The sequence below is a fragment of the Pantoea sp. X-Soil-ISGK-285 genome (assembly GCF_059730815.1).
Genome location: NZ_AP035939.1, coordinates 517,433 through 531,062 on the forward strand (window position 1 = coordinate 517,433; position 13,630 = coordinate 531,062).

12 protein-coding genes are annotated in these 13,630 nt (G+C 56.8%); 6 read left to right on the forward strand and 6 right to left on the reverse strand.

Annotated elements, in window-relative coordinates; all coding sequences use genetic code 11:
* The first annotated feature begins 379 nt into the window (after positions 1–379).
* Genes AC6I8B_RS21775 through AC6I8B_RS21785 form a run of 3 tightly spaced genes read left to right on the forward strand, consistent with a single transcriptional unit; the run spans position 380 to position 5,488 of the window.
* The gene (locus tag AC6I8B_RS21775) at positions 380–1,468 is read left to right on the forward strand and encodes an efflux RND transporter periplasmic adaptor subunit (protein ID WP_157353303.1); all 1,089 of its coding nucleotides are present in this window, start codon (positions 380–382) and stop codon (positions 1,466–1,468) included.
* The gene (locus tag AC6I8B_RS21780) at positions 1,468–4,530 is read left to right on the forward strand and encodes an efflux RND transporter permease subunit (protein WP_497817767.1); all 3,063 of its coding nucleotides are present in this window, start codon (positions 1,468–1,470) and stop codon (positions 4,528–4,530) included. The genes AC6I8B_RS21775 and AC6I8B_RS21780 overlap by 1 nt, the downstream gene beginning before the upstream one ends.
* Positions 4,523–5,488 (forward strand): acyltransferase family protein, encoded by a 966-nt coding sequence (locus AC6I8B_RS21785; RefSeq protein ID WP_010670598.1) that lies wholly within the window; start codon positions 4,523–4,525, stop codon positions 5,486–5,488. Before AC6I8B_RS21780 ends, AC6I8B_RS21785 begins: the two co-directional genes overlap by 8 nt.
* On the opposite strand, the gene AC6I8B_RS21790 is transcribed toward AC6I8B_RS21785, so the two are convergent.
* The 4 genes from AC6I8B_RS21790 to AC6I8B_RS21805 form a co-directional block, all read right to left on the reverse strand.
* Complete coding sequence (locus tag AC6I8B_RS21790) at positions 5,474–6,166, reverse strand: DJ-1/PfpI family protein (RefSeq protein ID WP_497817768.1); 693 nt, start codon at positions 6,164–6,166, stop codon at positions 5,474–5,476. The genes AC6I8B_RS21785 and AC6I8B_RS21790 overlap by 15 nt on opposite strands.
* 56 nt (positions 6,167–6,222) lie before the next feature.
* Positions 6,223–7,125 (reverse strand): alpha/beta hydrolase, encoded by a 903-nt coding sequence (locus tag AC6I8B_RS21795; RefSeq protein ID WP_497817769.1) that lies wholly within the window; start codon positions 7,123–7,125, stop codon positions 6,223–6,225.
* 107 nt (positions 7,126–7,232) lie between these two features.
* Complete coding sequence (locus AC6I8B_RS21800) at positions 7,233–7,556, reverse strand: AzlD domain-containing protein (protein ID WP_033773637.1); 324 nt, start codon at positions 7,554–7,556, stop codon at positions 7,233–7,235.
* Entirely contained in the window at positions 7,553–8,221 is a 669-nt protein-coding gene (locus tag AC6I8B_RS21805) for an AzlC family ABC transporter permease (RefSeq protein ID WP_010246808.1), read from the reverse strand. The genes AC6I8B_RS21800 and AC6I8B_RS21805 overlap by 4 nt, the downstream gene beginning before the upstream one ends.
* Positions 8,222–8,332: 111 nt before the next feature.
* On the opposite strand from AC6I8B_RS21805, the gene AC6I8B_RS21810 reads away from it, so the two are divergent.
* Positions 8,333–8,881: a helix-turn-helix domain-containing protein gene (locus AC6I8B_RS21810; protein ID WP_010246810.1), complete on the forward strand. Its 549-nt coding sequence runs from the start codon at positions 8,333–8,335 to the stop codon at positions 8,879–8,881.
* On the opposite strand, the gene AC6I8B_RS21815 is transcribed toward AC6I8B_RS21810, so the two are convergent.
* Positions 8,882–9,220: an ASCH domain-containing protein gene (locus tag AC6I8B_RS21815; RefSeq protein ID WP_033773632.1), complete on the reverse strand. Its 339-nt coding sequence runs from the start codon at positions 9,218–9,220 to the stop codon at positions 8,882–8,884.
* Between the two features lie 119 nt (positions 9,221–9,339).
* On the opposite strand from AC6I8B_RS21815, the gene zigA reads away from it, so the two are divergent.
* On the forward strand, positions 9,340–10,569 hold the full coding sequence (gene zigA / locus AC6I8B_RS21820; protein WP_157353298.1) for a zinc metallochaperone GTPase ZigA: 1,230 nt from the start codon (positions 9,340–9,342) through the stop codon (positions 10,567–10,569).
* A 92-nt stretch (positions 10,570–10,661) separates the two neighbouring features.
* On the forward strand, positions 10,662–11,840 hold the full coding sequence (locus tag AC6I8B_RS21825; RefSeq protein ID WP_045139965.1) for an NAD(P)/FAD-dependent oxidoreductase: 1,179 nt from the start codon (positions 10,662–10,664) through the stop codon (positions 11,838–11,840).
* Positions 11,841–11,843: 3 nt separating this feature from the next.
* Here the strand turns inward: AC6I8B_RS21825 and AC6I8B_RS21830 are convergent, their stop codons facing one another.
* Positions 11,844–13,214: an aldehyde dehydrogenase family protein gene (locus AC6I8B_RS21830; protein WP_157353297.1), complete on the reverse strand. Its 1,371-nt coding sequence runs from the start codon at positions 13,212–13,214 to the stop codon at positions 11,844–11,846.
* Positions 13,215–13,630 lie beyond the last annotated feature (416 nt).

The window sequence follows — 13,630 nt, forward strand, 5'->3', positions numbered from 1 at the left end:
TAAATTAAATCTAACCTATATTATGAGAATGACAACGTTGTTTTTGTTTAGCTAAGGTTTAAGTATGCTGATGCAGTGTGCATCGGTTTATACTCTGGCTCGCAAAAGGAAACTCTGATGAAAAAACAGAGCATTATCATGCTTTGCGGTTTCGTTATTCTCGCGGTCGCCGCAACGACTCTGGTGGGCTTACTGACCTGGCTGGTGGTCTCTCAGATGGCGGCGTAAGCCGATTCAGGCGAAGCGGCCCTGCCGCTTCGTTAAACTTATATGACGAAGATTAAAAATAAGTTTATCCCGGTCGCGATAAGCATCAGGGTTTATTACGCCTTAATGCTTATCAAACCGCAGTTTAAAAGCTGATGTTAAGGCGAAGAAAATGATTAAACGCAAGGTTATCCTCATTTTGCTCTGTTGTTTTTTTATGATAGCGTGCGATGAAAAAAAAGAACCGGATGCTCCCCCGCCCCGCGTAATTAAAGTTTTCACCCTTGAGTCGGACATCGCTCAAAATATCCGGGTATTTCCTGCGCGTATTCAGGCGGGTGATAATACCGATCTTGCGTTTAAACGGGCAGGCCAGCTGGTACAGCTTGATATTCGTGACGGAACGCCCGTGAAAGCGGGACAGCTTCTCGCTACTCTGAATGATGCAGATGCGAAACTACGGGTACGCGACCGCCAGACTGCACTGCAACTGGCGGAGCGACAATTTCAGCGCTTCAATACGCTGGCCCAGCGCAGCGCCGTTTCAAAGTCTGAAATGGATGTGCAGCGTGCTAATCGCGATGCCGCCGCGACTGCGCTGAAAATCGCACAGGAGGAGTTACAGTTTCTTAGCCTTCGCGCGCCGTTTGATGGCGTGATTGCAAGGGTACAGGCGCGTAATCATCAAGTCGTGGCCGCCGGACAGCCCATTGCGCTGCTGACCCGTGCCGATCTGCTCGACGTCATCTTTACGCTGCCCGAAACCCTCTTCACCAGCCTCGATATCCAGAATATTGACTATCAGCCTGAGGTGCAGTTTAACGCCCTGCCAGGCCGCTTTTTCACCGCACAATATAAAGAGCATACCAGCCAGACGGATGCCGCCACGCTGACCTATCAGGTGGTGCTGACCATGCCGCGTCCGGCTGATCTCCCTGGCGTTGCCGGCCTCAGCGGATCGGTGCGCGTCAGGCTGCATAACCTGCCAAATGCCCCTGCCCAGCCGCGTCTGGTCGTGCCTGCGGCGGCGGTGTTCAATCCCGATCGCAGCCCCACCAATCAGCCGCACGTCTGGCTGGTTGAGCAGGATGGCGAGGCGCTGCGCATCAAAGATCGACCTGTCGAAGTGGGTCGTCTCACCGCCCAGGGCATTGAAATCATCAGCGGGCTGAAGCCGGGCGAACGTATCGTTGCCGCCGGTGTGGGTGAGTTGCATGACGGTGAAGCGGTGCGCATCTGGCAGCGCGAGCGGGGGTTATAATGCGTATTCAGGAGCATTTTCTTGATAAACCCATTCGTATCTGGATGGTCATTCTGCTGCTGGGCGTGGGCGGAATCTATGCGCTGCTCAACATTGGCCGCCTCGAAGATCCGCTGTTTACCATTAAGTCTGCGGTTATTGTCACCCACTATCCCGGCGCGTCCGCACAGCAGGTTGAAGAGGAGGTAACGCTGCCGCTGGAGAATGCGCTGCAGCGCCTGCCGTCGCTGGACAATGTCACGTCCATTTCTGGCAATGGCCTGTCGCAGATTACCGTTAATATTCATACCCGCTATCTGGCCGATCAGCTGCCGCAAATCTGGGATGAGTTACGTCGTCGGGTCGGCGATGCGGCCCGGCAGTTCCCGCCTGGCGTTCAGGCCCCGCTGGTTAACGATGATTTCGGCGATGTTTACGGCTACTTCTTCGTCATTCACGGTAAAGACTTTACCAACAGCGAACTGCGCAACTACGCCGATCAGCTGCGGCGCGATCTGGTGCTGGTGCCTGGCGTCGCCAAAGTTGCGGTAGCGGGCGTCGAGCAGGAGGAGATCCGCATCGCTCTCTCCGCCAGCAAAATGACCGCCTATGGTATGACGCCGCAGCGCGTCGCCGATCTGCTGAGCCGGAATAACAGCGTTGCCAGTGCCGGAACGCTGAGGGTCGACAGCGAATCGATCCGTTTTCATCCCACCGGCGAACTGCAGACGCTGGACGATCTGGCTAATCTGCCGATTCTGCCCGCTGGCAACCCACAGAACGTGCATCTGCGCGATATCGCCACCCTGACGCGTGGCGTTACCGACAATCCCGCCAATATCTACTTTGCAGACGGTGAAGCGGCTCTGGCTATCGGCATTTCGTTCGCGCCCGGCGTCAATGTGATTGATGTTGGCGACGCGCTTTCCGCCCGAATGGCGCACTATCAGCAGGATACACCCGCCGGTATCAGCCTGAAGGTGTTCTATAACCAGGCCCATGAGGTGAAACAGTCGGTTGATGGCTTTATCCTCAATTTCCTGATGGCGCTGGCGATTGTGGTGGGAACGCTGCTGCTGTTTATGGGCCTGCGCAGCGGCATGGTGATTGCCGCCTCGCTGGCGCTTAACGTGCTTGGCACACTCCTGATCATGTACCTGTTTAAACTTGAGCTGCAGCGGGTGTCGCTGGGCGCGCTGATTATTTCGCTCAGCATGCTGGTGGACAATGCCATTGTGGTGGTCGAAGGGGTCAAAATCGATTACCAGCGCGGGCACCCTTTACAGCAGGCCATTGCCCGCATGGTGCGGCGCACTGCCCTGCCGCTGCTGGGTGCCACGGTGATTGCAATTCTCGCCTTTGCACCCATTGGCCTGTCGCAGGATTCGACCGGCGAATATTGTAAATCGCTGTTTCAGGTGCTGCTGATTTCACTGATGCTGAGCTGGGTCACGGCGCTGACCTTAACGCCGGTGTTTATCAACTGGAGTGAGAAGCGCCTCAGCACGGCTCAGCCTGAGCAAACCGAACCCTCCACGCCTTATCAGGGCATCGTATTCCGGCTCTATCGTCAGGCGCTGGGCGGCCTGCTGCGTTTCCGCCTGACCACGCTGACGGTAATGGTGGCACTGCTGGCTCTGTCGCTATATGGCTTTACACTCGTGAAGCAGAACTTTTTCCCCTCCTCCAGCACGCCGGTCTTTTTCACCGATCTCTGGCTGCCCTATAGCACCGATATTCATTACACCGCGAATACGGCGGCGGATATTGCCCGGTTCATTAATCAGGATCCTGAGGTCGCAGCCACGGTCACGACGGTGGGCCAGGGCGCTCTGCGCTTTACCCTGACCTATGACGCGGCACGGCAGTACAGCAACTTCGCCCAGATTATGGTGCGGGTTAAGGATGGCCGACAGCTTGATGCACTGGCGCTGAAAACCGAGGCGTATATTGAGCAGAACTTCCCACAGGTGAATCAGCGCATCAAACGTATCCAGTTTGGCAGCGCCAGTGACAGCGCCATTGCCCTGCGGGTGATCGGCGCCGATCCCGAAGTGCTGCGCCACATCGGCAGCCAGCTGGATGCCATTTTCCTGGCGGATGGCTCAACGTTTCCGGTTCGCAATGACTGGCAGGAGCGCAGCAAAGTGATCCGCCCGGTCTATTCGGCGCTGCGTGGTCAGGAACTGGGTATCGATAAACGTGACATCGATCAGGCGCTGAGAATGAATTTCAGCGGTGACGCGGTGGGCATTTTCCGTGACGGTTCGCGGCTGATGCCGGTGATGCTCTATCCGGCTGATGAAGAGCGGCAGAGTGTCGATCACATCGAGAATATTCAGCTGTGGAGTGCGGCCCTGCAGCACTTTGTGCCCCTGAGCAATGTGATTTCCGACTTCCGGCTGGAGTGGGAGAATCCGCTGATTATGCGCCGCGATCGTACGCGCGTGCTGACGGTGCAGACCGATCCCGATCCCGCTTCAGGGTTAACCTCCGCACAGGTGGTGGCGCGGGTTCAGCCACAGATCGACCAGCTTAAACTTCCGGCGGGCTACCGGCTTGAATGGGGAGGTGAGCTGGAGAGTTCACGTGAAGCGCAGAGCGGGCTGCTGAGTTCGCTGCCGGTGGGATTCCTGGCGATGTTCATCATTACCGTGCTGATGTTTAACTCGCTGCGCGACGCCGTCGCTATCTGGATTACCGTGCCGCTGGCGCTGATTGGCGTCACCTGTGGCTTTTTGTTCACCGGTATTCCGTTTGGCTTTATGGCGCTGATTGGGCTGCTGAGCCTGTCGGGCATGCTGCTCCGTAACGGGATCGTGCTGATTGAGGAGATCAGGCTGTTCCGGCAGGAGAAATCGCTGCAGCTGGCGATTATTGATGCGGCGACCTCACGTCTGCGTCCTATTCTGCTGACCGCCTTCACCACGGTGCTGGGCCTGCTGCCGCTGCTGCGCGACGTCTTTTTCCAGAGCATGGCGGTGGTCATTATTTTTGGCCTCGGGTTCGCGACAGTATTGACCCTGCTGGTGCTGCCGGTCATCTATCGTTGCTTCCATGGTCGGGAGGCGCACGGTGAATAAGAGCGGACTGGCAATGCTGAAGACGCTGGCCTGTATCACCGCCGTCTCGTTTTTCACGCTTTACCAGAGCTACGACAGCTACCATTACGACATTAATCTGACGCTGAACGTGCTGAGTTTTGTTTCGACGATCGCCACGCCGCTCTATTTTCTGCTCAGCGGCTATATCGACGCCGGTGAGCTGCATACACCCGCGTGGCAGCTCGGCAAAATTCGCCGCATTCTGCTGATTTTTATCTTCTGGTTCAGCTTTTTCTGGTTTGCCGGGATGCATCATAAGGGCTATCTGATTCAGCCGTGGTTTGTAATTGCGCTGATTGTGATTTATGTGTCGCATCCGCTGATTGACCGACTCATTCAGCGGCCTGGGCTGATGGCATCGGGGATTTTACTGCTGCTGGTGTTAGCTTTTGCCTATGACCTGCTCGCCAGCCTCTACCCGGGCCAGCGGGCCTTTTCGCTGCTGCCGCAATACCGAATCTGGACCTGGGTGCTCTACTACCTCACAGGTCGGCTGATGGCCGCGCCGCGCGTGATGCAGTTGCTGACATCACCCAGAGTGATAAAGATCAGCCTGCTGCTGCTGCCCGCGGTTTATCTCTTTACCTGGCTGTATGAGCGTCATTACTTTCTTGCGCGCTTTCTGGCGACCCATAACGATGTGGTGCTGACGGGCTCGCAGGTTTATCTGCTGGTGGTGCTGATTGTGATCAGCATTAACGCCATTCGCCTGCCGGAAAAAGTCCAGTGGCTGACGCCGTTTCTGACGACCCTGGGGAAGACCATGACCGGCGTCTATATCCTGCACTATCTGATTTTTGGCCTGCTGGCGGCGGCAATCCGCATCCAGACGCTGGGCGATAAACTGCTGGTCATCGCCCTGACGTTAATCTTCTCAATGGCGCTATCACTGCTGCTGTTGCGCATCCCCGGCGTCAGTAAGCTAATCAGCCTGTAGTCGCAGAGCGGCTCGTTCGGTTGCCGCGCGACGAGTGGCAAGAAACTCAGCCATTTTAGCCCGTGCCTGCTCCACTTCCTGTGGCGGTGCGGTATGCGGTGAACCGCTGGTAAACGGCGGTTCGGGATCATATTCCATCTGCAGCTGAACCGCTTTCGCCACCGCGTCACCCGCAATTTCGGCCACCAGCGTCAGGGCAAAATCGATGCCAGAGGTCACGCCTGCGCCACTGATACGATTGCGGTCGCGCACCACCCGCTGACTGACCGGCTCCGCGCCCAGCAGTGCCAGCTGATCGATGGAACTCCAGTGCGAGGTAGCACAATATCCCTTTAGCAGTCCGGCGGCCCCCAGCACCAGCGAACCGGTACAGACCGACGTAACCCACTTCGCCTGATCGGCCTGCTGGCGAAGGAAATTCAGCGTGACGTCATCCGACATCAGGGCGATCTGTCCCGGCCCGCCAGGCACACAGATCATATCCAGTGGCGGGCAATCTGCAAACGAAGTAGTCGGCAATATCGACAGGCCGCGATCGGAACGCACCGGCTGGCGATCTTTCCAGATGAGATGGCATTCGACACCAGGCGTGCGCGCAAATACCTCCCACGGGCCGGTTAAGTCGAGCTGAGTGACATCAGGGAACAGTAAAAGACCAATCTGTAGCGGACGATTCATGCGTGAACTCCGGGCAGGTGATGAAACGCCATCATGCCGCGATGCCCGGTCAGATATCAATCCCGGCTACCGGAAACTATTTCCAGCGTATCCACCAGCGATGAGGGTAATATCTGGCCGTGACTCTGACCGGGATAACGCGTAAGAATCAGTCTGGCACCGCTCGGGCGCAGGATGTCGGTAAGCGCACGCTCTTCCTGCTGAAGATCGTCAGAGTGGCTGGTTCGGCGTTCGGTGATGCCATCGCCCTCCATCAGATAGAGCGACAAATGTTTAAGCGGTCCGGCGTCGGCGCGTCGGGCCAGGGTAAGAATGCGCTGATGATTCCAGCTCAGCGAGGGAGCAGCCGAAAAGTAATGGCTGAACCAGGCGGCATGCAAGAAGGTATCCAGCACGAACAGTCCGCCGTAGGAGTGCCCCCAGAGCGCACGCCGCTGCGGATTACTGGGCGCAAGGCGTTCTGCCCACGGGACAATTGTGTTCAGCAGCAGTTGACGAAACTGATGGCTGCCTCCGCCTTTGCGGCCATGAGGCTGAGTGACCAGAGTATCAGGCGCATCATTGGGTGGGGTGTAGTCGTAATTACGCGCCACCACATCAAAGGGCAAATGGGTGTCGTAACCCACCGCGACCAGCACTGGCGGCGTGCCGCTGCTCAGCTTTTTAAGCAGAGGTTCTGTCAAATGTGCCATCGCCGCATTGCCATCCAGTAGCCAGAGCACCGGATAGCCGCCTGGCGGCGCATCGCTTTTGGGGATAGCAAGCCACACCCGATAGTGCCGTTCCCCATCCTGTAAGACAAACTTTTTACTCTGGAAGCGATACCAGGCGGAGCCTGTGTCGGCGATGTTCTTACCCAGCGGACGCATATCGGGTCGGGCAATGGCCGGAACGGCGGTTAAACCGGCTGTCATCACGGTCAGCAGCATCAGGAGGAAACAGGTACGGATAGTGTTCATTCAGCAATCCCTGCAAGGTTATCGGGCTAATCACGCCTGAGAGTGTGCCATCCTGACAAATTTTCACTGCGATAACATCCCCGCTTTTGCCGGGGTTAATGACATCCTCAGGGCACGCCGAGAAGACGCAACAGCGCCGTCATCGCCGCCGCCCCCAGAATAATCATAATCAGCGGCGCCCGACGCCACGCCAGCAACAGGGCAAAGCCCACGCCCGCCACCCGTGCCACACCGGCAAAATGCTGGCCTTCAAACAGCGTGGTGGTGGCCGCTACCGCCAGCAGCAATATCGTGGCGGCGTCGGAGAGCATCTGCTGGGTGCACTCGCTGATTGGCAGACGGTTTCCCAGCCTGACGCCTGCAAACCGCATCAGATAGGTTCCGGCAGCCAGCAGGGCAATCCCGGCGATAATCATTCCCTGATGTGTCATTTGCGCGATCTCCATGTCAGCAGGCCCAGCAGTGAAAACAGCACCGGCATGCCCGCCGGAACCAGTGGCGTCGCCAGCAAGGAGAGCAGCGCGCCGACGGTCGCGGGGATCCGGGTGCGTCGCTGGCGCAGCGCCGGGAAGATCAGAGCAATCAGGATCGCCGGAAACACCGCATCCAGTCCGATCACCGAGACATCAGGAATAAACTGCCCGATTGCTGCCCCGATCATGACGCTGACCGGCCATATCAAGCCGATACCGATACCGCACAGCCAGTAAGCACTGCGGCGCTGCGCCAGTTGCGGCTGAGAGATCCCAAACACCACACTTTCATCGTTCATGATGTGACAGCCCAGCCAGCCTGACGGACCCTGCCCCACCAGATCCTTGACCGCGATGCCAAACGGCAAATGACGTGCGTTTACCAGCAGGCCCGCTGCGGCGGCGGTAAATGGACTGCCGCCACCGGCCACAATGCCGATAAACAGGAACTCCGACGCCCCCGCCAGCACCAGCGTTGAGAGCGCCAGCGGCACCCAGAGCGGAAACCCGTCGGCCGACGCCAGCGAGCCATAGGATAAACCAACAATTCCATCAGCCAGGCAGACCAGAAAAATCGCTTTGATCACCCCTTTGTCCAGCAACTGCATTTGCGGAAAAAGCATCACTCTGTCTCATAATGAACATATAATCCGATATAATGAACACTGCGAAAGCGTTTTACAAGATGAACGTTATGTTCGATATAAAAAACATTCAGGTTATCAGGAGTGCGTTTGAATACCCCTATCAGCATTATTGCCAATGCCTTAGTACGTGAACGTCAGCGAGCCGGTCTTTCACTGGCTGAAGTGGCGCGCCGCGCAGGGATCGCCAAATCTACGCTGTCACAGCTGGAAGCGGGTAATGGCAATCCGGGCATTGAAACCCTGTGGTCGCTTTGCGTAACACTGAACATTCCATTTTCACGTCTGCTGGAGCCGGATGCGCGTCGTCTGCAGGTGATTCGGCGTGGAGAGGGCCTGACGGTTACCGCCGATCTTGCCGATTATCAGGCCGTTTTGCTGGCCTCCTGCCCGCCCGGCGTTCGGCGTGATATCTATCTGCTGGAAGTTCAGCCCGGCAGCGAACGCATTTCCCAGCCCCATATCCCCAATACCATTGAGCATATTATTATCGCTAAAGGGCGTGCGCTGGTGGGCCCGGTCGACAGTGCGGTGGAGCTGGATGTGGGGGATTACATTACCTATCCGGGCGATGAGCTGCATATCTTTCGGGCGCTGGAAGCCGATACGATGGCGCTGCTGGTGATTGAGCACAGCTGATCACTGTTTAGTGAGCTTCTGCAGGGTTTCTGCGGGCGTGAGGTGAGTGATTAGCTGCACCTCACTGCTCAGCCTGATCTCCGGATAGTGCTCGCGCATCCCTTCCAGCAGCACCTCATCAGGCCATTCCTCCTGTTTCCCCTGTGTCGCGGCGACTTCGCTTAAGCGCAGCGTGTCGACCTGCTTCACCCACACGATTACCGCGTCCGTTTCATCGTGCTGATTCACCAGTCTCAGCGGACCCATAGTGATATCGCCCTCCTGCCAGCGAATCGTCGAGGTTTTCTCTCCGGACCTGACGGCTGGCATCAGACGCGGGACAAGCGTGAGTTGTTGCATTTCCACTCCCTTTTAAACGCTCATTGATACCCGAAACAAAAACACAAATCCGGGTTGAAAACAAACTCACCAATGTTATGTTATAACGTATCTATAATCCCGTTCTTACAGGTAACATCATGACACTCTCTGCTCTGACATCCGACGATCCCCGTCTGCCGGTTGCCGTTCTCTCCGGCTTTCTCGGTGCCGGTAAAACTACCCTGCTTAATCATATTCTGAACAACCGCGAAGGACGGCGGATCGCGGTGATCGTCAATGATATGTCTGAAATTAATATTGACGCTGCGCTGGTGCGCGATGGCGGCGCGCAGCTCTCCCGCACCGATGAAAAGCTGGTCGAAATGAGTAACGGCTGCATCTGCTGCACGTTGCGTGAAGATCTGCTGCTGGAGGTAAAACTTCTGGCTCAGGCCGGGCGTTTTGATCACCTGGTGATTGAGTCTACCGGCATTTCTGAACCGCTGCCGGTTGCCGAAACCTTTACGTTTGAAGATGAAGCGGGTGAAAGTCTGTCAGCCTATGCCCGGCTGGACAGTATGATCACCGTGGTCGATGGCTTTAACTTCCTGCGCGATTATCGTTCAGCCGATGATCTGCAGTCACGTGGCGAATCGCTGGGCGCGCAGGATGAGCGCTCAGTGGTTGATCTGCTGGTGGATCAGATTGAGTTTTGTGATTTGCTGGTGCTGAACAAAACGGACCTGCTCAGCCCGGCGCAGCTGCACCAGTTGAAGGGCATGCTGCAGGCGCTTAATCCGCACGCGCTTATTGTGAACAGTGAGTTTGGGCAGGTTCCGCTGGACTGCCTGCTGAATACCGGCCGGTTTGATTTTGACCGGGCAGCGCAGGCACCCGGCTGGCTGCAGACCCTGCGCGGTGAGCATCAGCCGGAATCGGAGGAGTATGGCATTCGTAACTTTGTCTATCGCGCCCGTCGTCCGTTCCATCCGCAGCGTTTCTGGCATGCAGTAAACCACCAGCTTGACGGCGTTATCCGCTCTAAAGGCTACTTCTGGCTGGCCAGTCGGCCGGAATATGCCGCGATGTGGTCACAGGCGGGCGCGGTGGCACGTCAGGGTTATGCGGGGCGCTGGTGGGTCAGCGTGCCGCGAACTGAATGGCCACAGGATGCGGATTCGCTCAATTTTATCGCTGAACAGTGGCAGGAAGGTACCGGCGATGCGCGCCAGGAGCTGGTCTTTATCGGCATTGAGATGGACGAGAAGAGCGTCCGTGCCGCGCTGGATCATGCGCTGCTGACACCACAGGAGATGGCTGCGGGGCCTGAACACTGGATCACTCTGGCCGATCCGGTGCCCGCGTGGTTCGATGAAACCACCGCCTGACGCCGCGGTTGACGTACTTCTTTGACTTCGCAATAGTAAACGAACCGGCGGGTAGCAGTTTTCCACTAATCCCTGTTCAGGAGAGACCAGATATGCCACAACGTATTGCCGTAATCGGTGCAGGCGTGCTGGGTTTAGCCGTCGCGCAGTCATTGTCGCGACGGGGCGCACAGGTCACCGTCTTCGATAAAAACTATCCTGGCAGCGGAACCAGTCAGATCAGCTATGCCTGGGTCAATGCCAACGGCAAAGAACCCACCAGCTACCATGATCTTAATGCCCATGCGATAGACGAGCATAAGCGCTGGCAGGCCAGCCATCCTGCATCGCCCCGATGGCTGCTGGAAACCGGCACGCTGGAGTGGGCAGCCGATGAATCATCCCTGCGCCAGCTGGCGCAGCGCGCAGCAAAGCTTACGACGCTCGATTACCCCGTAGAGAAACGTAGCCGCGCCGCACTTCTGGGTGCAATGCCCGAGTTGCGGCTCGATCCCCGCGTTCAGCACGCCTGGTCTTTCCCGTCGGAGTGTCTGCTTTATCCGAGCCTGTTTATCGCCTCTCTGCTGGCAGACCTGCGTACCAGTGGCGGGCAGCTGGTCTGCAACAATGAAGTGACGACGCTCACTGAATCGGCGCAGGATGTCCATCTTACGCTGGCCAGTGGTGATGAATGGCGCGGCGATCAGCTGGTGCTGGCGACCGGCCGCTGGGCACCGGAACTGATAAGCCAGTGCGGGCTTGAACTGGCGATGACCGATGCGAATCGAGCCGATCCTGTTGCCTGCAGTTTTCTGGCGCAGACCCAGCCTCTGCCGATCCCACTTAAATGCAATCTGATTACCCCGGAACTGAATGTGCGGCCGGATGGCGGTGGCCGTCTGATGCTGCAGGCGCTGGATCTGGATCAGCATGCCGATCCGGCGCGGCCGGTCTCGCCGGATGGACTGATTGGCAAAGAGATGCTGCGTCGATTGCGGCGGCTGTTTAAAAACACGGAAGGCGCGAGAATTGAGCGGATTGAAACAGGACAGCGGTCGCGTCCGGCAGATGGCTTGCCGGCATTAGGCTACATCAGCGAGTCAGCACGCGTTTATCTGATGATCAGCCATAGCGGCATGACACTTGCCCCATTGCTGGGCAGGCTGGTGGCTGAGGAGATGCTGAGCGGCACAGGCTCACCAATGCTGAGTGCGTTTGCACCGCATCGGTTGCTGCGTCCGCTCAGTGCGGTCGCTAAAACAGCGCCCGCTTATCTTCCGTCGGCACAGTAAACACTAGCGACGATTCTTCCACACGGTCTGCACGTTACAGAATTCGTGCACACCAAAGTGCGACAGCTCACGGCCGTAGCCGCTTTTCTTCACACCACCAATGGTAACGCGCGGATCGGACGCGCCGTTGCCATTAATAAACACAGCACCGACTTCCAGCTGCAGCGCCAGACGATCGGCAATCTCTTCATTACCGCTCCAGACGGTGGCGCTGAGGCCAAATTCGCTGTCGTTGGCGATCTCCAGCGCATGTTGTGGATCCCTTGCGACCGCAATAGCGGCTACCGGGCCAAACAGCTCCTGCCTGAACGCGGTCATGTCGCTGGTGACATCAGCGAGAATGGTCGGCGCGTAGTAGTTACCCTGCCCTGCCACTTTCTCGCCGCCCAGTACCAGACGTGCACCTTCACGCAGCGTGGCCTTTACCTGTCCATCCAGTTCGTCACGCAGATCGGCGCGTGCCATCGGGCCCAGGAAGGTATTTTCATCCAGCGGATCGCCCATGGTGAGTGCCTGGACCGCGGCAGTGAAGCGTTTTTCAAATTCTTCAGCGATCGGAGCTTCCACAATAAAGCGTTTGGCAGCCATACACACCTGCCCGGTATTCTGGAAACGTCCAATAACGGCTGATTTAACCGCTTCATCAAGATCGGCATCCGCCAGCACGATAAAGGGATCGGATCCACCCAGTTCCAGCACGGTTTTCTTAAGTGCTGCGCCCGCCTGTGCAGCGATCGCGGCGCCAGCCCGGACACTTCCGGTAACGGCAACGGCGGCAATGCGGTCATCTTTGATGGCTACGGAGACACCATCGTTGTCAACGTTGATCAGGTTAAAGCCGCCAGCAGGCAGATCGGTTGCCCTGAACAGCTCAGCCATCAGTGTGGCGCTTCCCATGACGTTAGGCGCGTGTTTGAGCAGATAGGTGTTGCCTGCCAGCAACATACTCACTGCGCCCCGCAGAACCTGCCACAAGGGGAAATTCCATGGCATTACAGCCAGGATCACCCCGATGGGACGGAATCGCTGCCACGCATCGGCAATCTGAGTAGGCTGATCGGCCAGCATTGCAGGGCCATGTTCCGCATACCAGTCGCATAAGTTAGCGCATTTCAGAACTTCAGCGCGTGCCTGTGCAATGGGTTTACCCATCTCAAGGGTGATCATGCGGGAAAGATCCTGCTCACGCAGACGGATTTTTTCGCCAAGCTGACGCAATACGCGAACGCGGTCCGTCATGGTGCTGCGTTTCCATGCTGCAAAAGCAGATGCGCTTTCAGTCAGTGTCTGTTCCAGCTCTGCACTGTTCTGCAAAGGATAGCGTGCCAGAATTTCACCAGTTGTGGGGTTACGTGATAGGACATGTTCAGTCATGGTGCCGTATTCCTCATTCTGTCAGTGATGGAGAGACGATACGCGCTGTAGTTGATGATGAAAAATGAATAATAGTGAGGAAGTTGTTTATCGATTGAGAATGAATGCGGCTATGACCGATTAGTCGGTCAGGCAGTGGGCAGATTGCGGGCCAGTTTTTGCTGGTGGTCAACACGTCTGAAAATGATGTCACGCCTTAAGTTTTCCACTTATACAGTGACCAGATCCTAATAAACGATCCTTAATAGATCATATAGAGATCCTAAGAGATCCCCGATCGTCGCAGGCCGCACCCCACAAGGGCTGAAAGGGTGATCGCGTTCACTATAATCAGTAAAGTGTTCACTGTAATCAGTACTTTATTCACTGTACCAGGTAGAATGTTCACTGTAAACAGTGCTAATGTTCACTGTAGT

Coding starts and splice junctions, on each gene's coding strand:
- AC6I8B_RS21830 (WP_157353297.1), bottom strand. CDS start 13,214: ATGACTGAACATGTCCTATCACGTAACCCCACAACTGGTGAAATTCTG.
- zigA (WP_157353298.1), top strand. CDS start 9,340: ATGACACTCTCTGCTCTGACATCCGACGATCCCCGTCTGCCGGTTGCC.
- AC6I8B_RS21825 (WP_045139965.1), top strand. CDS start 10,662: ATGCCACAACGTATTGCCGTAATCGGTGCAGGCGTGCTGGGTTTAGCC.
- AC6I8B_RS21815 (WP_033773632.1), bottom strand. CDS start 9,220: ATGCAACAACTCACGCTTGTCCCGCGTCTGATGCCAGCCGTCAGGTCC.
- AC6I8B_RS21780 (WP_497817767.1), top strand. CDS start 1,468: ATGCGTATTCAGGAGCATTTTCTTGATAAACCCATTCGTATCTGGATG.
- AC6I8B_RS21800 (WP_033773637.1), bottom strand. CDS start 7,556: ATGACACATCAGGGAATGATTATCGCCGGGATTGCCCTGCTGGCTGCC.
- AC6I8B_RS21805 (WP_010246808.1), bottom strand. CDS start 8,221: ATGCTTTTTCCGCAAATGCAGTTGCTGGACAAAGGGGTGATCAAAGCG.
- AC6I8B_RS21795 (WP_497817769.1), bottom strand. CDS start 7,125: ATGAACACTATCCGTACCTGTTTCCTCCTGATGCTGCTGACCGTGATG.
- AC6I8B_RS21775 (WP_157353303.1), top strand. CDS start 380: ATGATTAAACGCAAGGTTATCCTCATTTTGCTCTGTTGTTTTTTTATG.
- AC6I8B_RS21790 (WP_497817768.1), bottom strand. CDS start 6,166: ATGAATCGTCCGCTACAGATTGGTCTTTTACTGTTCCCTGATGTCACT.